At 65.2% G+C, this 19,753-nt stretch carries 20 protein-coding genes and 2 pseudogenes; 12 read left to right on the forward strand and 10 right to left on the reverse strand.

Going from position 1 to position 19,753, the window contains the following annotated elements; genetic code table 11:
- Window positions 1-121 precede the first annotated feature (121 nt).
- From ACRQ5Q_RS35010 to ACRQ5Q_RS35035, 6 genes are all read right to left on the reverse strand, one after another.
- Window positions 122-811: a response regulator gene (locus ACRQ5Q_RS35010; RefSeq protein ID WP_439394472.1), complete on the reverse strand. Its 690-nt coding sequence runs from the start codon at window positions 809-811 to the stop codon at window positions 122-124.
- A complete protein-coding gene (locus tag ACRQ5Q_RS35015) occupies window positions 808-3,528 on the reverse strand; it encodes a DUF4118 domain-containing protein (RefSeq protein WP_439375679.1) in 2,721 nt (906 codons plus the stop codon). Before ACRQ5Q_RS35015 ends, ACRQ5Q_RS35010 begins: the two co-directional genes overlap by 4 nt.
- 40 nt (window positions 3,529-3,568) lie before the next feature.
- Window positions 3,569-4,174, reverse strand: a complete 606-nt coding sequence (locus ACRQ5Q_RS35020) for a K(+)-transporting ATPase subunit C (RefSeq protein ID WP_439370170.1) — start codon at window positions 4,172-4,174, stop codon at window positions 3,569-3,571.
- A 109-nt stretch (window positions 4,175-4,283) separates the two neighbouring features.
- Window positions 4,284-6,398: a potassium-transporting ATPase subunit KdpB gene (kdpB, locus tag ACRQ5Q_RS35025; protein WP_439394474.1), complete on the reverse strand. Its 2,115-nt coding sequence runs from the start codon at window positions 6,396-6,398 to the stop codon at window positions 4,284-4,286.
- A gap of 24 nt (window positions 6,399-6,422) precedes the next feature.
- On the reverse strand, window positions 6,423-8,126 hold the full coding sequence (kdpA, locus tag ACRQ5Q_RS35030; protein ID WP_439394475.1) for a potassium-transporting ATPase subunit KdpA: 1,704 nt from the start codon (window positions 8,124-8,126) through the stop codon (window positions 6,423-6,425).
- Window positions 8,127-8,238: 112 nt separating this feature from the next.
- Window positions 8,239-8,328 carry a K(+)-transporting ATPase subunit F gene (locus ACRQ5Q_RS35035; protein ID WP_018641117.1) on the reverse strand — a complete coding sequence of 30 codons (90 nt, stop codon included), beginning with the start codon at window positions 8,326-8,328 and terminating at the stop codon, window positions 8,239-8,241.
- 415 nt (window positions 8,329-8,743) lie between these two features.
- On the opposite strand from ACRQ5Q_RS35035, the gene ACRQ5Q_RS35040 reads away from it, so the two are divergent.
- The 8 genes and pseudogenes from ACRQ5Q_RS35040 to ACRQ5Q_RS35075 all read left to right on the forward strand — a co-directional run bounded on the left by ACRQ5Q_RS35040 (window position 8,744) and on the right by ACRQ5Q_RS35075 (window position 13,287).
- Window positions 8,744-9,208: a hypothetical protein gene (locus ACRQ5Q_RS35040; RefSeq protein WP_439394477.1), complete on the forward strand. Its 465-nt coding sequence runs from the start codon at window positions 8,744-8,746 to the stop codon at window positions 9,206-9,208.
- A gap of 22 nt (window positions 9,209-9,230) precedes the next feature.
- A pseudogene (locus tag ACRQ5Q_RS35045) lies at window positions 9,231-9,507 on the forward strand (hypothetical protein).
- A 133-nt stretch (window positions 9,508-9,640) separates the two neighbouring features.
- Window positions 9,641-9,850 (forward strand): annotated as a pseudogene (locus tag ACRQ5Q_RS35050) (hypothetical protein); the annotation flags it as partial.
- A gap of 380 nt (window positions 9,851-10,230) precedes the next feature.
- Window positions 10,231-10,419 (forward strand): hypothetical protein, encoded by a 189-nt coding sequence (locus tag ACRQ5Q_RS35055; protein ID WP_439370178.1) that lies wholly within the window; start codon window positions 10,231-10,233, stop codon window positions 10,417-10,419.
- A gap of 17 nt (window positions 10,420-10,436) precedes the next feature.
- Window positions 10,437-10,577: a hypothetical protein gene (locus ACRQ5Q_RS35060; RefSeq protein WP_439394479.1), complete on the forward strand. Its 141-nt coding sequence runs from the start codon at window positions 10,437-10,439 to the stop codon at window positions 10,575-10,577.
- A gap of 90 nt (window positions 10,578-10,667) precedes the next feature.
- Window positions 10,668-10,796 carry a hypothetical protein gene (locus tag ACRQ5Q_RS35065; RefSeq protein WP_439370179.1) on the forward strand — a complete coding sequence of 43 codons (129 nt, stop codon included), beginning with the start codon at window positions 10,668-10,670 and terminating at the stop codon, window positions 10,794-10,796.
- 232 nt (window positions 10,797-11,028) lie between these two features.
- Window positions 11,029-11,664, forward strand: coding sequence for a uracil phosphoribosyltransferase (gene upp, locus ACRQ5Q_RS35070; RefSeq protein WP_080134128.1), 636 nt, complete (start codon window positions 11,029-11,031; stop codon window positions 11,662-11,664).
- A gap of 48 nt (window positions 11,665-11,712) precedes the next feature.
- Window positions 11,713-13,287 (forward strand): AMP-binding protein, encoded by a 1,575-nt coding sequence (locus tag ACRQ5Q_RS35075; protein ID WP_439394480.1) that lies wholly within the window; start codon window positions 11,713-11,715, stop codon window positions 13,285-13,287.
- A gap of 33 nt (window positions 13,288-13,320) precedes the next feature.
- Here ACRQ5Q_RS35075 and ACRQ5Q_RS35080 read toward each other — a convergent pair whose 3' ends face one another.
- Window positions 13,321-14,487: an acyl-CoA dehydrogenase family protein gene (locus ACRQ5Q_RS35080; protein WP_060735112.1), complete on the reverse strand. Its 1,167-nt coding sequence runs from the start codon at window positions 14,485-14,487 to the stop codon at window positions 13,321-13,323.
- 149 nt (window positions 14,488-14,636) lie between these two features.
- Between ACRQ5Q_RS35080 and ACRQ5Q_RS35085 the strand changes: the two genes are divergently transcribed.
- Together ACRQ5Q_RS35085 and ACRQ5Q_RS35090 are read left to right on the forward strand one after the other, a co-directional pair.
- Window positions 14,637-15,173, forward strand: a complete 537-nt coding sequence (locus ACRQ5Q_RS35085; protein ID WP_439394482.1) for a MaoC family dehydratase — start codon at window positions 14,637-14,639, stop codon at window positions 15,171-15,173.
- Complete coding sequence (locus tag ACRQ5Q_RS35090; RefSeq protein WP_439394483.1) at window positions 15,173-16,024, forward strand: HpcH/HpaI aldolase/citrate lyase family protein; 852 nt, start codon at window positions 15,173-15,175, stop codon at window positions 16,022-16,024. The genes ACRQ5Q_RS35085 and ACRQ5Q_RS35090 overlap by 1 nt, the downstream gene beginning before the upstream one ends.
- A gap of 70 nt (window positions 16,025-16,094) precedes the next feature.
- Here ACRQ5Q_RS35090 and ACRQ5Q_RS35095 read toward each other — a convergent pair whose 3' ends face one another.
- The gene (locus ACRQ5Q_RS35095) at window positions 16,095-16,514 is read right to left on the reverse strand and encodes a hypothetical protein (protein WP_439370183.1); all 420 of its coding nucleotides are present in this window, start codon (window positions 16,512-16,514) and stop codon (window positions 16,095-16,097) included.
- 579 nt (window positions 16,515-17,093) lie between these two features.
- On the opposite strand from ACRQ5Q_RS35095, the gene ACRQ5Q_RS35100 reads away from it, so the two are divergent.
- Window positions 17,094-17,390, forward strand: a complete 297-nt coding sequence (locus tag ACRQ5Q_RS35100; protein WP_439370184.1) for a hypothetical protein — start codon at window positions 17,094-17,096, stop codon at window positions 17,388-17,390.
- Between the two features lie 214 nt (window positions 17,391-17,604).
- The gene (locus ACRQ5Q_RS35105; protein ID WP_439394484.1) at window positions 17,605-17,820 is read left to right on the forward strand and encodes a hypothetical protein; all 216 of its coding nucleotides are present in this window, start codon (window positions 17,605-17,607) and stop codon (window positions 17,818-17,820) included.
- A gap of 97 nt (window positions 17,821-17,917) precedes the next feature.
- Here ACRQ5Q_RS35105 and ACRQ5Q_RS35110 read toward each other — a convergent pair whose 3' ends face one another.
- Together ACRQ5Q_RS35110 and ACRQ5Q_RS35115 are read right to left on the reverse strand one after the other, a co-directional pair.
- Window positions 17,918-19,174 carry a trypsin-like peptidase domain-containing protein gene (locus ACRQ5Q_RS35110; protein ID WP_439394485.1) on the reverse strand — a complete coding sequence of 419 codons (1,257 nt, stop codon included), beginning with the start codon at window positions 19,172-19,174 and terminating at the stop codon, window positions 17,918-17,920.
- A gap of 164 nt (window positions 19,175-19,338) precedes the next feature.
- Window positions 19,339-19,674 carry a hypothetical protein gene (locus ACRQ5Q_RS35115; protein WP_439370188.1) on the reverse strand — a complete coding sequence of 112 codons (336 nt, stop codon included), beginning with the start codon at window positions 19,672-19,674 and terminating at the stop codon, window positions 19,339-19,341.
- Window positions 19,675-19,753: the final 79 nt, after the last annotated feature.

The raw sequence follows: 19,753 nt of genomic DNA on the forward strand, positions 1-19,753 counted from the left end.
GAGCGCCGCGAAGCAAATCCAGGATCCTTCCACGGAGAGCCTCTGGATTGCTTCGCTGCGCTCGCAATGACGATGTGGGTACGACCTCCGGCCACAGCTCCAGTCGTGGGGACGAACGAGCCTAATCCCCCGCCTTCAGCCGGTAGCCGATCCCCGTCTCGGTCAGGACATATTGCGGACGCTCCGGATCGGCTTCGATCTTCTGCCGGAGCTGGCGGACATAGACGCGCAAATATTGCGCATCGGTCAGCTCGTCCCAGAGCTCCTTGAGCAGGAATCTGTGTGTCAGCACCTTGCCGGCGTGCTGCACCAGCACGCGTAGCAGGTCATATTCCTTCGGCGACAGCTTCACGTCGCGCTCGCCGACCTTGACGATGCGACGCACGAGATCGACCGAGAGGTCGCCGGTGCGGAACACCGGCCTCTCGCCCTGGACCTGGAGCTGGTGCCGCAGCGCGGCGCGCAGGCGCGCCAGCAGCTCGTCCATGCCGAACGGCTTGGTCAGGTAGTCGTCGGCGCCGAGATCGAGCGCCTGCACTTTGCCGGCCTCGTCGCCCCGGCTCGACAGCACCACGATCGGCACGGCCTCGTTGCGGGCCCGGATGGTGCGGAGCAGCTCATGGCCCTGGATGTCGGGCAGGCCGAGATCGAGAATGATCAGCGCTGGCCCTTCAGCGAGCTTCTCGAGCGCGGTCTTGCCGTTCGGTGCTTCCAGGATCTCATAGCCCTGCGTGGTCAGCCCCATCCGCAGCAATTTGCGGATCGGCGGCTCGTCGTCGATGACCAGGACCTTGATCGCGGCGGCACTCATGCGGCGGTATCCAATGCGTGGGTCTGCGCCGGAACCGGCAGACGGATAGTGAGGATCGCGCCGCTCCGGTCGTTGCGGTTGGCGGCCGAAATCGTGCCGCGCATGGCCTCGACGAAGCCGCGAGAGATCGCGAGCCCGAGGCCAGTGCCGGGACGGACATGGTCGCCCTTCTGCACCCGATAGAACTTGTCGAACACGCTTTCGAGCTCGTCAGGCGGAATGCCGTCACCTTCGTCGACAACCTCCAGCACTACCTGATCGCGCTCGCGCCGGCTCCGGATCGAGACGGTGGTGTCGGGCGACGAATATTTCGCCGCATTGTCGAGCAGGTTGAACAGCACCTGCTCGAACAGCACGGCGTCCAGCTGCAGCATCGGCAGATCGGCGGCCAGCACCAGCTCGACCTTGTGCGCGGTCAGGATCTTGCTGGCACGGCGCAGCGCGCTGCCGATGATCTCGCCGAGGTCGTGCAATGCGGTGTTGGGCACGATGGCGCCGGACTCGAGCTTGGTCATGTCGAGGAGGTTGGCAATGAAGCGGTTGAGCCGCTCGGACTCGTCGATCACGGTGGCGAGCAGATCGCGCTTCTCGGTGTCGGACAAGGCTCCGGCGAGATCGCGCATGGTCGAGGCCGCGCCCAGCACGGAGGCGAGCGGCGTTTTCAAATCATGCGAGATCGAGGTCAAGAGCGCCGAGCGCAGCCGCTCGGATTCGACGGTGCGCTTGACGCGATCCATGTCCTCGACCAGCAGCACGCGCTCGATCGCGAGCGCGCCCTGGTCCACCAGCGCGTCCAGCAGGCGGCGCTGGTCCGGCGTCAGCAGCGGGCCGGTGCGGTCGTTGTCGATGCCGATGACGCCGATCGGGCCGCGCCCGGTGCGCATCGGCAGGAACAACCGTTTTGCGCCGGGCAGCGTGTCCGAGCCGCGGCCGGCCGAGCGATCGTTGCTCCAGGCCCAGTTGGCGGCGGCGAGGTCGGCCTGGTCGAGCTGGTCCTCCGGCGGATAGCCGGATTTGACCGTGAGCAGGCCGTCCTCCGGCAGCAGCAGCACCACACGGACCTTCAGCATCAGCGCGATCTGGTAGGCGCTCGCCCACAACACGTCGTCGAGGGTGGCGGTACCGGCGAGCTTGCGGCTAAAGGCATAGAGCTGTTCGGTGGTCCTGATGCGGCCGATCGCGGTATCGGCTTGCGTGCGCACGCGTCCCGCGACGTTCGACACCACGAACGCAATCAGCATGAAGAAGAAGAACGCCGCAACATTGGTCGGATCGGTGATGGTGAACGTGTAGACCGGCGGCAGGAAGAAGAAGTTGTAGGCCAGCGACGCCGCGATGCTCGCCAGCAGCGACGGCCACAGCCCGTAGCGCACGGCAACGGCCACCACCGCGGTGAGGAACATCAGGTCGACGTTCTCGACGCCGAAATACGGCTTGATCAGCATCGCTGCCGCAAGGCCAAGCGTCGTGATCCCGAGCGCCTTGAGATAGGGACGTGCATCGAACGGCTCGGATCGCGCCGCGGTCTGCACCGCCGTCTTGGGCGCCTCTCCGGCGAGCTCATCGCCCGGAATGACGTGGACGCTGATATTGCCCGCGCGGCGCACCAGATCATGCACGACAGACCCGCGCGTCATCTCGAACCAGCGCGAGCGGGTTGACTTGCCGATCACGATCTGGGTGACATTGTTGGCTTGCGCGAAGTTGACGAGGTCGTCGGCGATGCGGCGGCCGACGGCTGGAATGGTCAGGGCTTCGCCGCCGAGCGATTCGGCGAGCCGCAGCGTATCGGCAAGGCGATCGCGCTCCTCGTCGGACAACTGCAGCGAGCGCCGGGTTTCGATCGAGATCGCGGTAAAAGGCGCATGCAGCCGATCAGCCAGCCGCCTGGTGTAGCGCACGAGGCCAGCCGCGCGTGGATCCTCGCTGACGCAGACGAGGATGCGCTCGCCGGCGGCCCAGGGGCCGGCGATCGCATTCGCCTGCATGTGGTTGAGCAGCTGCTCGTCGACCCGTTCGGCGGTCCGCCGCAACGCGAGCTCGCGCAGCGCGGTCAGATTGCCGGGCGAGAAATAATGCTCCAGAGCCCGCTCGGCCTGCTTGGGGACATAAACCTTGCCCTCCTTAAGACGCTGGATCAGATCGTCGGGCGTGAGGTCGATCAGCTCGATGGCGTCGGCGCGGTCGAAGATCGAGTCCGGCACGGTCTCACGCACACGGACATGGGTGATCTGGGCGACGACGTCGTTCAGGCTCTCGATGTGCTGGATGTTGACGGCGGTGTAGACGTCAATGCCGTGGGACAGCAGCTCCTCGACGTCGAGATAACGCTTGGGATGGCGGCTGCCCGCCGCATTGGTATGCGCGAGCTCGTCGACCAGTGCGATTTGCGGCCGCCGCGCGATCACGGCATCCAGGTCCATCTCCTCGACGGTCTGGCCGCGGTAATCCAGCCGCTTGCGCGGGATCACTTCCAGCCCCCGCAGCAGCGCCTCGGTCTCGGCGCGGCCGTGGGTCTCGACGAAGCCGACCACCACATCGATGCCGGCCTTGTGCCTGGCGTGGGCGCTCTGCAGCATCTCGTAGGTCTTGCCGACGCCGGGCGCGGCGCCGACGAAGATCTTCAGCTTGCCGCTCGCGCCTTCCTCCCGGCGCGCAGCTTCCAGCAGCGCCTCGGGAGACGGACGTTGTTCGGGATCGCGGCGCTCTCGGACCATCACGGCAATATAATCATCCCGATGCCAAGAGCATAGACCGCTACTTCGCCGACGCGCGATCGAGCGCGAGGTTCAGCGCCAACACGTTAACGCGGGGTTCGCCGAGCAAGCCGAACAGACGGCCCTGAACGTTGTCAGACACGAGCTGCTTCACTGCATCCTCCGGCAGATTCCGCGCCTTCGCGACCCGCGGCACCTGGAATTGTGCCGCCTCCGGCGAAATATCCGGATCGAGGCCGCTGGCCGAGGTGGTGACCAGGTCGACCGGCACGGAAGCATTCGGATTTTCGCCCTTGAGCTTGTCCACATCCTCCTTCAGCCGGTCAGCCAGCGCCTTGCTGGTCGGGCCGAGGTTGGAGCCGCCCGAATTGGCGGCGTTGTAGGGCGATGAAACCGTCCTGGTCGAATCATTCGGGTCCGGCGCCAGCGTCGCCGAGGGACGGCCGTGGAAGTATTTGTCGTCCTTGAACTCCTGCCCGATCAGGGCGGAGCCGATCACCTTGCCGTCCTTCTGGATCAGGCTGCCTTGCGCCTGGGCGGGGAAGATCGCGCCGGCAATGCCGGTCATCGCGAGCGGATAGGCGAGGCCCGTGATGGCGGTGAGCACCAGCAGGAGGACGATGGCTGGGCGGATTTCTCTGAGCATGTTGGGTCTCCAATTATTTCGTCATTGCGAGCGAAGCGAAGCAATCCAGGGTCTTTGACGCAGAGGCAGTCTGGATTGCTTCGTCGCTCCGCTCCTCGCAATGACGGGTTCAAGCCAGGTGCAAGGCGGTCACGACGAGATCGATCGCCTTGATGCCGATGAAGGGAATGACGATGCCGCCGAGGCCGTAGATCAAGAGGTTGCGGCGGAGCAGCGCGCCCGCGCCGACGGCGCGATAGGCGACGCCCTTCAGTGCGAGCGGAATCAGCGCGATGATGATGAGTGCGTTGAAGATGATCGCCGACAGGATGGCGCTCTGCGGGCTCGACAGGTTCATGACGTTGAGCACGTTGAGCTGCGGGTAGAACGCCAGGAACATCGCCGGAATGATCGCAAAGTACTTGGCGACGTCATTGGCGATCGAGAACGTGGTCAGCGCACCGCGCGTCATGAGGAGCTGCTTGCCGATCTCGACCACCTCGATCAGCTTGGTCGGGTTGGAGTCGAGATCGACCATGTTGCCAGCCTCGCGGGCGGCTTGCGTGCCGGTGTTCATGGCGACGCCGACATCGGCCTGGGCGAGCGCGGGGGCGTCATTGGTGCCGTCGCCGCACATCGCGACCAGCTTGCCCTTGGCCTGCTCGTCGCGGATCAGCTTGAGCTTGTCCTCGGGGGTGGCCTGCGCCAGGAAGTCGTCGACACCGGCCTCGGCCGCAATCGCGGCCGCCGTCATCGGGTTGTCGCCGGTGATCATGATGGTGCGGATGCCCATGCGGCGCAGCTCGGCGAAGCGCTCACGAATGCCGCCCTTGACGATGTCCTTGAGCTGGATGACGCCGAGCAGGCGGCCATCCTTGGCAACGGCAAGCGGCGTGCCGCCGGCCTTGGCGATCTCGTCGGAAATCGTCTGGATCTCCCGCGCGGTGTCCGAGTTTAGCGAAGGCTGAATGGCGCGAACGGCATTACCCGTTGCAACGGCCTGCGCTGCTCCGCCACCGATGTAGTTCAGGATTGCATCGACCGCGCCCTTGCGTACCGACGAACCGCCGGCATCGACGCCGCTCATGCGGGTCTGCGCCGTGAACGGAACGAAGGTTGCGCCGAGCTCGGCCATGTCGCGGCCACGAATGCCGTATTTTTCCTTCGCCAGCACGACGATGGAGCGGCCTTCCGGGGTCTCGTCGGCGAGCGAGGCGAGCTGGGCGGCATCCGCCAGCTCCTGCTCGGTGACGCCGCGCACGGGACGGAACGCCGTCGCCTGCCGATTGCCGAGCGTGATGGTGCCGGTCTTGTCGAGCAGCAGCGTGTCGACGTCGCCGGCGGCTTCGACCGCGCGGCCCGACATCGCCAGCACGTTGAAGCGCACCAGGCGGTCCATGCCGGCGATGCCGATCGCCGACAGCAGCGCGCCGATGGTGGTCGGGATCAGCGTCACGAACAGCGCGACCAGCACGATCACCGAGATCGAGCCGCCGGCATAGGCCGCGTAGCTCGGAATGGTGACGGTGGCGAACACGAAGATGATGGTGAGGCCGGCGAGCAGGATGTTGAGTGCGATCTCGTTCGGCGTCTTCTGCCGCTCGGCGCCTTCGACCAGCTTGATCATGCGGTCGATGAAGGTCGAGCCTTGCGCCGCGGTGATGCGGACGCGGATCCAGTCGGACAGCACCTGCGTGCCGCCTGTCACGGCCGAGCGGTCGCCGCCGGATTCACGGATGACCGGCGCGGATTCACCGGTGATGGCGGCCTCGTTGACGGAGGCGACGCCCTCGATCACCTCGCCGTCGGAGGGAATGGTATCTCCAGCCTCGACCAGCACGACATCGCCGACCTTCAGGCTGGTGCCCGGGACCAGCTTGAAGCCCTGGCCTGCGCCGGTCAGGAGCTTGGCCTGGCTCTCGGTGCGCGTCTTGCGCAGCGATTCAGCCTGGGCCTTGCCGCGGCCTTCGGCCACCGCCTCAGCGAAATTGGCGAACAGCACCGTGAACCAGAGCCAGAGGATGATCTGGAAAGTGAAGCCGAGACCCACTCCACCCGTGACGAGGTCGCGCAGGAAGATCACGGTGGTGAGCGCGGCGACGATCTCGACCACGAACATCACGGGGTTCTTCACCATCAGCCGCGGGTCGAGCTTGGTGAAGGACGCGCGGATCGCGGGGAACACGATCCTGGGATCGAGCATCGCCGACATCGGAGCGCGTTTTTGCAGTTTCATCGTTTCCATGGAGGTCACTCCAAACAATCAGATTCAGAACACTTGGCCGGCGTTCATCGCGAGGTGCTCGACAATCGGGCCGAGCGCGAGCGCAGGGAAGAAGGTGAGGCCGCCGATGATCAGGATCACGCCGACGACGAGGCCCACGAACAGCCCGCCGGTGGTCGGGAACGTGCCGGCCGACGGCGGAATCGACTTCTTGGCCGCGAGCGAGCCCGCAATAGCCATCGCCGGAACGATCATGAAGAAGCGGCCGACGAACATCGCGGATGCGAGCGTGAGGTTGTAGAACAAGGTGTTGCCGGTGAGGCCTCCGAAAGCCGAGCCGTTGTTGCCGGTCGCCGAGGTGAAGGCGTAGAGCACCTCGGTGAAGCCGTGCGGGCCGGCATTCGCCATCGAGGCCACCGCCGCCGGATAGACCACGCCGACCGCGGTCCAGCCGAGATACATCAGCGGCAGCACCAGGATCGCGAGCATCGCCATCTTGACCTCGCGCGCCTCGATCTTCTTGCCGACATATTCCGGCGTGCGACCGCCCATCAGGCCGGCGACGAAGATCGCGAGCACGACGAACAGCAGCATGCCGTAGAGACCGGCGCCGACGCCGCCGATGATGATCTCCCCGAGCTGCATGTTGATCAGCGGGATCATGCCGCCGAGCGCGGTGAAGCTGTCATGCATGGCGTTGACCGCACCGCAGGACGCCGCCGTCGTGATCACGGCGAACAGCGAGGACGCCACGATGCCGAAACGGACCTCCTTGCCTTCCATGTTGCCGCCGGTCAGGCCCAGAGCGTGGAGCGTCGAGGTGCCGTTCGCTTCCGCCCAATAGGTGACGGCGACGCCCGCGACGAACAGCACGCCCATCACGGCGAGGATGGCCCAGCCCTGGCGCTGGTTGCCGACCATGCGGCCGAACACGTTGGTGAGTGCGGCGCCGATCGTAAAGATCGACAACATCTGGATGAAATTCGACAGCGCGGTCGGGTTCTCGAAGGGATGCGCGGCGTTGGCGTTGAAGAAGCCGCCGCCATTGGTCCCTAACATCTTGATCGCAACCTGCGAGGCGACCGGGCCGACCGCGATGGTCTGCTTGGCGCCTTCGAGCGTTGTGGCTTCGACATAGTCGCCGAGTGTCTGCGGCATGCCTTGGGAGACCAGGAACAGCGTGTAGACCACGCAGATCGGCAGCAGTACGTAGAGCGTAGTGCGGGTGACGTCGACCCAGAAATTGCCGACCGTGCGCACCGAAGCGCGCGAGAAGCCGCGGATCAGGGCGACCGCGAGCGCGATGCCGGTCGCCGCCGACAGGAAGTTCTGATGCGTGAGCCCGACCATCTGCACGAGATAGGACAGCGTGCTTTCGCCGCCGTAGTTCTGCCAGTTGGTGTTGGTGATGAAGGAGATCGCGGTGTTGAAGGATAGGTCCTCCGCGACCGCGGACTGGCCGGCCGGGTTGAACGGCAGCATCGCCTGCAGGCGCATCAACCCGTAAATGATCAGAAAGCCGCCGACATGGAATAGCAGCATGGCGACCGTATAGGTCAGCCAGTGCTGCTCGCGCTTCTCGTCGACGCCCGAGATCCGGTAGACGCCGATCTCGATCGGACGCAGCACCGGCGACAGGAATGTCCGCTCGCCGTTGAAGACACGCGTCATGTAGCCGCCGAGCGGCTTTGTCAGCGCGATGATGATGGCACAGTATAGAATGATCTGGAGCCAACCGATCACAGTCATGGCATTAACCCTTCAGGCATTGTGTCCGGCGCAACAGCGGCAGGAGCAGCGCAAGCAGGCCGGCGACGAGCACGGCATCGGCCAGCAGCAATTCGAGAAGCAGCAGCACGGGTCAGAACCGCTCGGGCCGCAGCAGCGCGTAGGTGAGGTAGACAAGGAGGCCGAACGAGACGGCGCCGGCGAGCGCATAATCGAAGATCATGGTCCGCTCCGTCACAGCCGTTCGCAGGCGTAGGTGTAGCCGATCGCGAGCGCGAAGAAGACGAAGCCCAGCCCCAGCATCAAAATGTCCATCATGGCGAGTTCTCCTCGTTGCGCAACGATATCCGGCATAACTGCTTCTGGAGTCCGGCCGATCGCTCCGCGCCAATGCAATGCATGTCACCGGCCATCGACCGGAACTTTCACTGCGCTGAGGTGCCATCGCGCGCATAGGTTTTCGAGATGAGCCCTATGGCGACATTATAGGAATCCCATAAAGATCGGCCCCTCGTCGAGACGGTGCATTTATGGAATCCCTATATCTCTCGCCCGATCCCCATCTCGTTTTCAAACACCCTTCCAGCCATCTTGGTGAGGCCGGCCGACTGACCGACGCCAACTCCAGGAGGCCTGACATGACCGCCGCTCTCCGTCACAACGATCCAGTATCGCTCAGCGCGCGCCTTCGTCACGCGCAGGCAATGACGCGGCCGTTGATGCTCGACATCATGCATGGCTGCCGGCGCTACCCCTCGCTCGGCCAGAGCGAGCGCACTGCGCGCGTCATGCGCCTGATCGATGCGGAGGCCTGGACCGACGCCGCATTGGCGCTGACGGCGCTCGAGCTGCCGCTGTGGCAGGTTCGCCGCATCGCCTATGACGAGGGCGAATGGCACTGCGCGCTCTCGCGGGAACGCGAATTGCCGGACTGGCTGGACGCGGCGGTCGAGGCGCACCATGCCGACCTCCCCCTCGCTTTGCTGTCGGCGTTCATCGAGGTGCAGGCGTTGGCCACGGAGAGATCGCGACCGAGCGTTCCCTCTGTGCGCCCTGCCCCGGATTTGCTCTACGAGCCGGTTGCCTGCGAGAACTTCAGCTAAGCCGGCCGGACAGGTTCGCGCCTTGCCGCAATCGTCGAACACATCGCAGGCTTTGAGCCCGGCGCGGGTGATCGCGCGCTTTGCCGTGCGCGTCGTCGTGCTCGGAGCCTTTGCAGCGTTCGGCAGCATCGGCTTCGTCCGCAGCCTCGCCACCCTGCTCTGGATGTCGATCATCCTCCGCCGCCGTCGCGGTTCTCAGGCGTGAGCAGCTGCTTGGTGCCGTCCTCAATCATTGGGACGAATGCGCGGCATTCGGCGCGCTGTTCGCGCTGGTTCAGCTTGTCGACGAACAGAGCTGAACGGGAAGCTTTATGAGCTTCCTATGAGATCGCCGCAGCGCCTCACTCGAAATCATATTCGCCTCAACAGATATTGATCGGACGGTTGCGGGCTCGCCGCCCGCCACCGCTGTCAATCGGAAGGAATACGTCAATGAAGCTCGTCGAACCTCTCTCGTGCAGCTCCCCCTCGACCATCGTCTTCGTCGGCCGCAACCGCCGGGGACAATGGGTCGCGCAGGAGCAGAACGGCCTCTATGGCGGCCTGTTCGTCAGCCGCGCCCAGGCCGTCAAATACGCGCTGTTCGAGAACGGGCAACATCCGGAGACCATCGTCGAGCTGCCGCGCGAGATCGAGCTCGATCGTCTCGGCGGCCGGCGCAGCGGCGAGGACTCGCTGCACTTCTTCCGGCGTACGAGCTCCCATCTCTGCGCGGCGATCTGCGGCCAGCGGCAGGACGCGGAAGTGACCCTGGACTGTTTCTGCAAGCAGATCGAGGAGCCGCGGCTGCAACTCGCCTTCGCCGCCGCCGTCGGGCTCGCGCGTTCGAAGCCGGCACGATCCAAGCCGCAACCGAGACGTGACCCGAACCTCTTCAGAGGACTGCCGGCGCGGCCGCCCGCGCCCTTATGACTTTCCTATACCGCAGCTGTGGCAGTCACCTCGCAATCCTACGCAGCGATGGCCATCATACGAGACAAATCGGAGCGGCCGTCTCGCCGCGCCGGATAAGGACTGAGAAAATGTCGATCCTGACACATGGCCTTGACCGCCCCTTCGGACCTGAACGCTCGGCGCGCATCTCCGAAGCGCGCAAGACTGAGCTCAGAGATTTCGCCCTCGGCGCACTGACGCTGCTCTCGATGGGGAGCGTGCTCACCGCGCTGATCGCGCTGAGAACCGCAATCTATGTCTGGCCCATGCACGGCTGAGCCGCGGGGAGGCCCCCATGACCTTGCAGATGTGTGAAGAGGCCGCCATGGCCGCAATTGCCCTTCAGGCCTCGCGTCGCCGCCCCGACGCCAACATCGCGCTGGCCGAGGCAGCCAAGCGGCTCCTCGCGCGCATGATCACTGGGCATTCGACATGATCGAGCTCAAGATCGCCATCCTGGTTGCGTTGATGGGCGCATTGCTGCCTGGCATGCGCATCGGCGCGCCAGCTGCGTCGGACAAGTAGCGTGCAGTTCCTCAAGGGAAATCTCGAGCACGCGGTCACCACGACGATCTTGACCATGACGCTGAGCCTGGTCTGGGGCGCGATCCTGATGATCGTGATCACGCTCATGGCGCGCGGGCTCGGGGTATAACCCTCACCGTTTCGCTTCCGCCTCGATCAGCCCGCCAGCCCGTCGCCGTGAAAGCAGCGCCTGCGTCAGGGACCAGGGATGCCATGCGAGCGGCGATCGACCGTGAATTGACCATGGCTGCCTATGAGGCAAGCAACGGAGGCGCGGTCGCGTGCCGGCCTGAGGCCGCCTATCCCGCGGAAAAAGGCCCGCCGATCTGGCGCAATTTCACGGAACCGTGTAGAGCGGTTTCATGAGCACAAGCAGCGTCAATGTCGTCGCCCACCCCCTGGTCCAGCACAAGCTCTCCCTGATGCGGGAGAAGGACCGCTCGACCAAGAGCTTTCGCGAGATCCTGAACGAGATCGGGATGCTGCTCGGCTACGAGGTGACGCGCGACCTTCCGCTGGAGCTGGTCGAGATCGAGACGCCGATCGCGGCGATGCGGGCGCCGAAGATCGCCGGCAAGAAGCTCACGCTGGCGCCGATCCTGCGCGCCGGCGTCGGCTTCCTCGACGGCATGCTGGCGCTGATGCCCTCGGCGCGCATCGCCCATATCGGGCTCTACCGCGACCCCGAGACCTTGCAGGCCGTGGAGTATTACTTCAAGGCGCCGCAGGACCTGTCCGACCGCACCGTGATCCTGATGGACCCGATGCTGGCAACCGGCAATTCGGCCTGCGCCGGCGCGTCCCTGCTCAAGGACCGCGGTGCCCGCGATATCCGCTTCGTGTGCCTGCTGGCCGCGCCCGAGGGCATCGCCCGGTTCCAGAGCGAGCATCCTGACGTGCCGGTCTGGACGGCCGCGATCGACGAGCGTCTCAACGACCACGGCTATATCGTGCCGGGGCTGGGCGATGCCGGCGACCGGATGTTCGGCACCAAGTAGACAGGCATCAAGTAGACAGGTTTGCCCGATCGGGTTACTCCGGTTGCCATGGGCGCCGACGACTCTTCGCTGCAATCGCTGGTCCGGATCGAGGCGGCCGCCGATCCCGCCTTCGTGTTCGACGGCCTGCCGGTCTCGCGCGCGGATTTCTCACAGAAGATCGAGCAGACCGCGGCCTGGCTGGCCGCGCAGGGCATCGGCAAGGGCGACGTCGTCGCGGTCTGGCTGGTCAACCGGATCGAGTGGATCGCGCTGCTGTTCGCGGCTGCCCGCCTCGGCGCCGTCGTCGCCGCCGTCAACACTCGCTACCGCAGCGCGGAAGTCGCGCATCTGCTCAAGGTGTCGGGCGCCAGACTGATGCTGGTCGAGGCCGCATTCCGGTCGATCGATTTTGCCGCCATTCTCGCTGATGTTGCCAAGGGCGAGGTGCCGGCGCTGCAAAGTCTGGCGGTGGTCGGCGCGGATGCGATGCCGGCGCACTGGCCCTGCCTGCGGTTCGATGCGTTCGAGAAGCCCTACCCGCCGGCTCCGCCGTCCGAGGATGACGTCGACCTGCCCGTACTGCTCTACACGACGTCGGGCACGACCAAGGGGCCGAAGCTCGTGGCGCATTCGCAGCGGACGCTCGCGAGCCACGCCGCCTCTGTCGCGACGGCGCTCGAGCTTTCGCCGCAGCGTCATTCGCTACTGGCGATGCTGCCGTTCTGCGGCACCTTCGGCATGACAAGCCTGCTCGGCTTCATTGCGGCGGGTGCGACAGTTCATGTGCTCGACGCTTTCGAGGCCGCGCCGGCCCTCAAAATCCTGAGTGAGCAGGAGATCACCCACTCGTTCGGCTCGGACGAGATGTTCCGGCGCATCCTCGCCCTCACCGATGCGCCGCGGCCGTTTCCGCATCTCCAGGTCTGCGGCTTCGCCGCGTTCCAGCCCGGCTGGCGCGAACTCGCCGCAGAGGCCGAGGCTCGCGGCCTGCCGCTGTGCGGCCTCTACGGCTCGAGCGAGGTGCAGGCGCTGTTCTCGATTGGCCGCGCCAGCGACGCCTTTGCCGACCGCATCGAGGGCGGCGGCTGGCCGATGTCTTCGCATGCCAAGGTCCGCGTCCGCGACACGGACACCGGCGAACTCGCGGCCCACGGCGTCTCCGGCGAGATCGAGATCAGCGCGCCCTCGCGTTTCCTCGGCTACTTCAACAACCCGGATGCGACACGCGATGCGATCACCGCCGACGGCTTCTTCCGGACCGGCGACATCGGCCGGCTGCGCGGCGACGGATCCTTCGTCTACGAGACCCGCGCCGGCGATGCGATGCGCCTCGGCGGCTTCCTGGTGGCGCCCGGGGAGATCGAGGACGAGCTCAAATCCTGTGCGGGCGTGGCCGACGCCCAGGTCGTCGCGGTCGACCTCGAGGGCCAGGCGCGCTGCGTCGCCTTCGTGATCCCGACAGCGGAGCCGCCAACGCATGAGACGCTGACCGCGCGTCTGCGCGAGCGGCTCGCGGGCTACAAGGTGCCGGCGCGGATCTATGTGGTGGACGCCTTCCCCGTCACCGACAGTGCCAACGGTGTAAAGATCCAGCGCGCCAGGCTTCGCGCCATGGCGATGGAGCGGATCGCCGCTGAATAGGCGCGCCTATTTGGCTTGGGCCACTAGAGTCGTTCAGTACGACTTCGCGAGCCCCAGCACCTTTTCCGCGATGAAGCTGAGCGCAAGCTGCGGGCTGACCGGCGCGATGCGCGGGATCAGCACCTCGCGCAAATAACGCTCGACGTGGAATTCCTTGGCGTAGCCGAAGCCGCCATGGGTCATCACCGCCTGCTCGCAGGCCGAGAAACCCGCTTCGCCCGCCAGATACTTCGCCGCATTGGCGGCGGCGCCGCAGGGCATGCCCTTATCGTATTGCCAGGCGGCCGACATCACCATCAGCCATGCCGCCTCGAGCTCGACCCAATTCACCGCGAGCGGATGCTGGATGCCCTGGTTCTTGCCGATCGGCCGATTGAACACGACGCGCGTCTTGGCGTATTCGGTCGCGCGCGACAGCGCGAGCTTGCCGAGACCGACCGCCTCGGCCGCGATGAGAATGCGCTCCGGATTCATGCCTTCGAGGATGTACTCGAAGCCTTTGCCCTCCTCGCCGATGCGATCTTCCATCGGGATTTCGAAGTCCTCGAAGAACAGCTCGTTGGAATCGACGATCTTGCGGCCCATCTTCTCGATCTCGTGGACCTTGATCCTGTTGCGGTCGAAATCGGTGTAGAACAGGCTGAGGCCGTGGGTGGGTGAGCGCACCTCCTCCAGCGGCGTGGTGCGCGCCAGCAGCAGGATCTTGTGCGCGACCTGCGCGGTCGAGATCCACACTTTCTGGCCATTGACGATGTAGCGGTCGTTCTTGGCGACCGCGCGGGTCTTGAGCTGCGTGGTGTTGAGGCCGGTGTTCGGCTCCGTGACCGCGAAGCACGCCTTCTCGCGGCCCTCGACCATCGGCGGCAGCATGCGCCTGCGCTGCTCCTCGGTGCCGAACACGACGACGGGGTTCAGTCCGAACACGTTGATGTGCACCGCGGAGGCACCGGACATGCCGGCACCCGACTCGGCGATGGTGCGCATCATGATCGCCGCTTCGGTGATGCCGAGCCCGGAGCCGCCATACTCTTCCGGCACGCAGATGCCGAGCCAGCCCGCATCCGCCAGCGCCTTGTGGAAGTCGTGCGGGAAGCCGCCGTCGTGGTCCTTCTTCAGCCAATAGGCGTCGGGAAAGCCTTCGCAGATCTTGGCGATGGCGTCGCGAATGGCTTCCTGCTGATCGGTGAGCGCGAAATCCATGGTCGTGATCTCCTCCTCGGGAGCCGCGACCGCGCCATCTCCCGTCTCTTTCCGCGTTCCCCACGCAAAAGCCGTGGCCGCTTGCTGCGCCCGGACGTGCCTTCGCGTTGCGTTCTTTAGCCCGAAAAACCGCATGCAGATACGTGAATTTGCCCGCGAAGTGTGTCTACCATGCATGGGGTCATGCGGCGCGACGTGCGAGCGCGCCGTTATTTCGCAGGGAGGAAACCGCGATGGCCGGACTTTATTTCGAGGACTTTTCCGTCGGCCAGGAGTTCAGGCATCCGCTGACCCGGACGGTCACGGAAATGGACAACACCATGTTCAGCCTGCTGACGCTCAACCCGCAGCCGCTGCACATCGATGCGCATTTCGCCGAAAAGACCGAGTTCGGCCAGCGCATTTTCAACAGCCTTTACACCCTCGGCATCATGATCGGCATGACGGTCTATGATACGACCTTGGGGACAACCGTCGCCAATCTCGGCATGACCGACGTGACCTTTCCGAAACCGGTCTTCCATGGCGACACCTTGCGGGCGACGACGAAAGTGCTTTCGGTGAGGGAATCCAAATCGCGCCCGAGGGCGGGCATCGTCGAGTTCGAGCACCACGCCCTGAACCAGAACGACGAGATCGTCGGAAAATGCCGCCGCATGGCGATGATGCACAGGAGGCCGGTCTGATGCGCTCGATGCTGTTCGTGCCGGGCGACTCCCCGCGCAAATTCGAGAAGGCGAGCGAAGGCAAGGCCGACGCACTGATCATCGACCTCGAGGACTCCGTCGTCACCGAGAAGAAGCCGGAGGCGCGCGGGCTGACGCTGGCGATGCTGAAGAGCCGTCCTGGTCCGCACCAGCTCTATGTCCGCGTCAACGCGCTCGACACCGGCATGACGCTGGCCGATCTCGCCGCGGTGATGCCGGGCAGGCCCGACGGCGTCGTGCTGCCGAAATCGCAAGGCGGTGACGACGTGCGGCAGGTCGCAACCTGGCTCGAAGCGCTCGAAGCGGCAGCCGGTATCACGATCGGCGCCACCCGCATCGTCTGCGTCGCGACGGAGACCGCGAGTTCGATCTTCGGGCTCGGCAGCTACAAGGGCTGCTCGCCTCGCCTCGCCGGCCTGATGTGGGGCGCAGAAGATCTCTCCGCCTCGCTCGGCGCCATCGAGAAGGCGAGCGGTGGCGTGTTCCACAGCCCCTATCGCCTCGCCCGCGATCTCTGCCTGATGGCGGCGGCTGCGGCCGAGGTTGCGCCGATCGACACGGTCTATACCGACATCGACAATCTCGCGGGCCTCGAAGCCGAGACGCGTGCGGCGCGGCGCGACGGTTTTTCGGCGAAGGCGCTGATCCATCCCAAGCATGTCGACGTGGTCAATGCGGCGTTCGCGCCGACGGACGCCGAACGCACATGGGCTGAGAAGGTCATCGCGGCGTTCGCGAGCAATCCCAATTCGGGCACGCTGCGGCTCGACGGCCAGATGATCGACAAGCCGCATCTTCGCGCCGCCAAGAAGATCCTCGGCGAGCCCTAGACCGGAACGCAAAGCCCGCCATTATCGTTCGCCAAGCTGCAAGCCGGGAGAGGTGAAGGCGGGCCTGGCCCTAATCGAACCCCTGAACGGGCGGCGGCGTGGTCTCGGCAGGCGCAGCAGGAGCCTCAGGAGCTGCTTGAACGGGCTGCACCACGGGCGCGGCTTGCACCGGCGAATTGCTGGCGGCTCGCGTCTGACCGCTGGCGTTCATCGCCTGGCGCGTGCGCGGCGGAGCGCCGGCTGCGCCATTGGCTTCGCGACGCGGCGGCTGCCGATGTCGTGCCGAGCGCGAATCTCTCGCGCCCCATGACCGGGCAATTGCAGGTCCGGCGGTGTAACCGACCAGCGCGCCGGCGACGGCGCCGATCGGCCCCAGCACCACGGCGCCTGACACGGCTCCGATTGCCGCAGCGCCGGCACGCTCCTGTGCGGCGGCGCCCGCAGGCACGCCAGCTAACAGAACGACGGCAGTGATCAGAGCTTTCTTCATCGGAGCGCCTCCCTCGAGGGGAGATCACTCTTACTCAAATATGGCCAGAGGACGTTTGTCCGTTGCCCAACACGGGGCAATCGCCGATGGAACTCCGGCAATTCGAGGGCCGCAGCCGAAGCGATCAGCGCAACCACGGCGCGACGCCGGCAGTGAGTTACCTCGCACAGCTTGTGGGGCCGCGGAGCTTCGCTCACGCTGTGAGGGCCGGGAGCAAGCCTCTCTCCACACGCGAGATCGTCGATAGACCTGTACCCCCTCATCCGGATCGCGCCGGAGGATGTTTCGCATCGCCGGGGGCGATCCGCCCTCTCCCCCATCCGGTTCGCTTTAGCTTCGGCGGACAAGCGCAGGGAGAGGTGAAGAAAGAGCCTCAGCGGCCGCGGCGCCCCGATTGAGCTTTCCTGGCGTGTATCGCGGAGGTGGTCAAAAATATCCGAAGCCCGACTGCGTCCACCCATCGCGCGGCGGGTCCGACATTGCTTCGTTTTTGATCCATTTCATAAGTACGGCCTAGTCCGGCACCGGCCCGGTATGCTTTGATGTGTCGAGCAGGAACCGAGACGCAAGGGTGGCCTGATGTTCATACTCATTCGAAAGTACACCAAGGTTCGTTCGGTCGCGGATGCTGCCCGCCGCGCGAAGAGCGGCGTCGGTCAGATCCTGAGGGAGTCGCCCGGCTTCAAGTCATATTATGTGTTGGACGGGGGCGAAGGCGTTGGTGTCGCGGTGACCATATTTGAGGACCGCGAAAGCGCGAATGCGGCGAACGCCAAAGTGATGGGGTTCATTCAAGCAAGCTTGCATGACCTCGATCTTGGCGATCCAGAAATCATGGCCGGAGAAGTTTTGGTGAATATAGAGTCTGCTGCATAGATACGCGCATGGCTCCTTGTCAGCTCGCTGCGCAAGCGCCGCGATTTCGCCCGCGGCGCACCGATCGAGCTGTCGTGACTCCTGCGACAGGTGGTCGACGACGCGCCGCAATCCTCTTGACACGGAATTCCGGCTGCATATTTTTTCGCACCGAGAAGCTCTTTCTCGGCCTCAAAAATCGAAGGACTCAACGCGACCGTCTGGAGAGACGACGATGCTCGATGAGAATTTGGCCCGCATTCGTGCACACCGTAACAACATCCAGCGCTACCGGCGTCTCCTGAAGACCAGGCTGTCGGAGCTTGAGCGCCAGTTCATCGAAAGACGTGTCGCAGAAGAACGCAGCGCGCTCGATAGCCTGACCGCGGCGATCTTCCCGGTTTCCTTCGGCTGCGCGAATACGCCGGCCGAGATCAGGGCGGGGCAATGAACGGCTACCGGGAGCTGCTCATTCGGGGCAGCGAGAAGGTGATCGGTCACTACGAACTGCTCCTTGCAAGCGCCAGGACCGAGCACGAGCGCGAGTTCTACCGCCAGCGCATCGAGCGCGAGCGGCGATTGATCAGGGACTTGCAGGGCGAGTTGGACGACCGCGCGGCGTGAGCCGGAAAGCCACGCGGCCATAACCTTCGCAGGCGACTGAACCACCGATGTTTCGGCAGCCCCTGCGTGCGGTTTAGCGGACCAGGCGATTCGGGGCCCGCAAGCGCACTGCTGGATTCACTCGCGGGCGCGATTCTCACGCTGACGCTGAGCGGCGCACCGTTGCGCAGGACCGAGAGCCTCACATCCTCGCCGACCCGGGCAAGACCAATCGTGTTGCGGAGCTGGGCGGCGGTGCGGATCGGGCGGTCGTCGGCTCCGGTGACGACATCGCCCTTGCGCAAGCCCGCCCTTTCTGCGGGCGAATCCGCGGCGACATCGGCGACGAGGGCGCCCTGGATCAACCCCTTGTTGACCGACGGATGCGGGTCCTTCAGCGAGATGCCGACACGGCCCCGCTCGACGCGGCCGCTCACGATGATCTGCTCCATCACCTTGCGCGCCATGTTGACCGGAATAGCAAAGCCGATGCCGACGTTCCCGCCAGCGGGCGAGATGATGGCCGAGTTGATGCCGATCAGCTCGCCGCGCAGGCTGACCAGCGCGCCGCCGGAATTGCCGGGATTGATCGCGGCATCCGTCTGGATGAAATCCTCATAACCCTGCTTGCCGATGCCGGTGCGGCCGAGCGCACTGACGAGGCCCGATGTCACGGTCTGGCCGAGGCCGAAGGGATTTCCGATCGCAAGCACGAAATCGCCGACTTCGAGCGCGTCGCTGTCGCCGAAGGGAAGCGCCCTGAGGCCGGCCGGGTTCTGGATCTGGAGCACGGCAACATCGGTCGGCGGATCACGCCCGACCACCTTGGCGGAAAACTGCCGGCCGTCCTTGGTCGTGATCTGAACGGCGGCGGTGCCTTCGACCACGTGATTGTTGGTCAGCACGTAGCCGCGCTGGGCATCGACAATCACGCCGGAGCCGGTCGCGTTGACCTCCTTCTCGATCTGCCGGGGAACGTCGAAGAATTCGCGGAAGAGCGGATCGCGATAGAGTGGATTGTCCTCACGCACGCGGCCGTGCACGGAGATGTTGACCACCGCCGGCGTCACCTGGCGCACCAGCGGCGCCAGGGTCGCCACCGAGCCGCCGGTCTTCAGATCGGGGATTTGGCCTGCGGCAGGCTGTGATGCCGGGAGGGTCAGCAGCAGCAGCGCCAGCAAGAGCAGACGCACAGCATTCATGTTCGTTACCTGCCGCTATGTCTTGGATGGGAAATCGGACAAGTCGGGGCTTCACTCTACGTCGCGTGCCGCGACGATCCGGCCCTGCAGGGCCAGGAACGGAACGGTGCAGGCCGCCGCGGCCTGACCGAGCAGCACGAGCCCCAAGACGGTCTGCGTGAACATCATGCACCTCGCCCCTCTGCGGCGGCCCAGGGCCGCCGCAGCCGCATCGGGACGCCGCCACCCCGCGGCGGGTCGTCATTGTCATTGTCGCCGTCGAGCTTGCGCAAGGAGGCCAGGATATCGGCGAGCCGAACCGTGTGGCTCATGCCGGGGATTTCGCGCAAGGCTGGATAAGACTCGACCGCGTACATGTCGGACGCCCAGGACGACAGAATAATCCGCTTCTCCGGCGCAGAGAGTTCTGTCGCATTCAGGACGTCGGCAGGCGAGTCGTAGTGGGCGGCGGGATGAAACAGCGGATCGAGAGTAACGGCATTGGCATTCACATTGGTCATTGATGGTACCTCCCCTCATGCTCCTTTCCAAGGGACGGGCTTGTTGACGATGAGACGGCGGCGGCATTCGCCGCCGTCG

Origin of the sequence: Bradyrhizobium sp. PMVTL-01 (assembly GCF_051861855.1) — a bacterium.
Lineage (GTDB): Bacteria > Pseudomonadota > Alphaproteobacteria > Rhizobiales > Xanthobacteraceae > Bradyrhizobium.

What these genes read in the sequence shown, in the direction of transcription:
- ACRQ5Q_RS35010 (WP_439394472.1), bottom strand. Translation starts at nt 811, where the DNA reads ATGAGTGCCGCCGCGATCAAGGTCCTGGTCATCGACGACGAGCCGCCG.
- ACRQ5Q_RS35015 (WP_439375679.1), bottom strand. Translation starts at nt 3,528, where the DNA reads ATGGTCCGAGAGCGCCGCGATCCCGAACAACGTCCGTCTCCCGAGGCG.
- ACRQ5Q_RS35020 (WP_439370170.1), bottom strand. Translation starts at nt 4,174, where the DNA reads ATGCTCAGAGAAATCCGCCCAGCCATCGTCCTCCTGCTGGTGCTCACC.
- kdpB (WP_439394474.1), bottom strand. Translation starts at nt 6,398, where the DNA reads ATGGAAACGATGAAACTGCAAAAACGCGCTCCGATGTCGGCGATGCTC.
- kdpA (WP_439394475.1), bottom strand. Translation starts at nt 8,126, where the DNA reads ATGACTGTGATCGGTTGGCTCCAGATCATTCTATACTGTGCCATCATC.
- ACRQ5Q_RS35035 (WP_018641117.1), bottom strand. Translation starts at nt 8,328, where the DNA reads ATGATCTTCGATTATGCGCTCGCCGGCGCCGTCTCGTTCGGCCTCCTT.
- ACRQ5Q_RS35040 (WP_439394477.1), top strand. Translation starts at nt 8,744, where the DNA reads ATGACCGCCGCTCTCCGTCACAACGATCCAGTATCGCTCAGCGCGCGC.
- ACRQ5Q_RS35055 (WP_439370178.1), top strand. Translation starts at nt 10,231, where the DNA reads ATGTCGATCCTGACACATGGCCTTGACCGCCCCTTCGGACCTGAACGC.
- ACRQ5Q_RS35060 (WP_439394479.1), top strand. Translation starts at nt 10,437, where the DNA reads ATGACCTTGCAGATGTGTGAAGAGGCCGCCATGGCCGCAATTGCCCTT.
- upp (WP_080134128.1), top strand. Translation starts at nt 11,029, where the DNA reads ATGAGCACAAGCAGCGTCAATGTCGTCGCCCACCCCCTGGTCCAGCAC.
- ACRQ5Q_RS35075 (WP_439394480.1), top strand. Translation starts at nt 11,713, where the DNA reads ATGGGCGCCGACGACTCTTCGCTGCAATCGCTGGTCCGGATCGAGGCG.
- ACRQ5Q_RS35080 (WP_060735112.1), bottom strand. Translation starts at nt 14,487, where the DNA reads ATGGATTTCGCGCTCACCGATCAGCAGGAAGCCATTCGCGACGCCATC.
- ACRQ5Q_RS35090 (WP_439394483.1), top strand. Translation starts at nt 15,173, where the DNA reads ATGCGCTCGATGCTGTTCGTGCCGGGCGACTCCCCGCGCAAATTCGAG.
- ACRQ5Q_RS35095 (WP_439370183.1), bottom strand. Translation starts at nt 16,514, where the DNA reads ATGAAGAAAGCTCTGATCACTGCCGTCGTTCTGTTAGCTGGCGTGCCT.
- ACRQ5Q_RS35100 (WP_439370184.1), top strand. Translation starts at nt 17,094, where the DNA reads ATGTTCATACTCATTCGAAAGTACACCAAGGTTCGTTCGGTCGCGGAT.
- ACRQ5Q_RS35105 (WP_439394484.1), top strand. Translation starts at nt 17,605, where the DNA reads ATGCTCGATGAGAATTTGGCCCGCATTCGTGCACACCGTAACAACATC.
- ACRQ5Q_RS35110 (WP_439394485.1), bottom strand. Translation starts at nt 19,174, where the DNA reads ATGAATGCTGTGCGTCTGCTCTTGCTGGCGCTGCTGCTGCTGACCCTC.
- ACRQ5Q_RS35115 (WP_439370188.1), bottom strand. Translation starts at nt 19,674, where the DNA reads ATGACCAATGTGAATGCCAATGCCGTTACTCTCGATCCGCTGTTTCAT.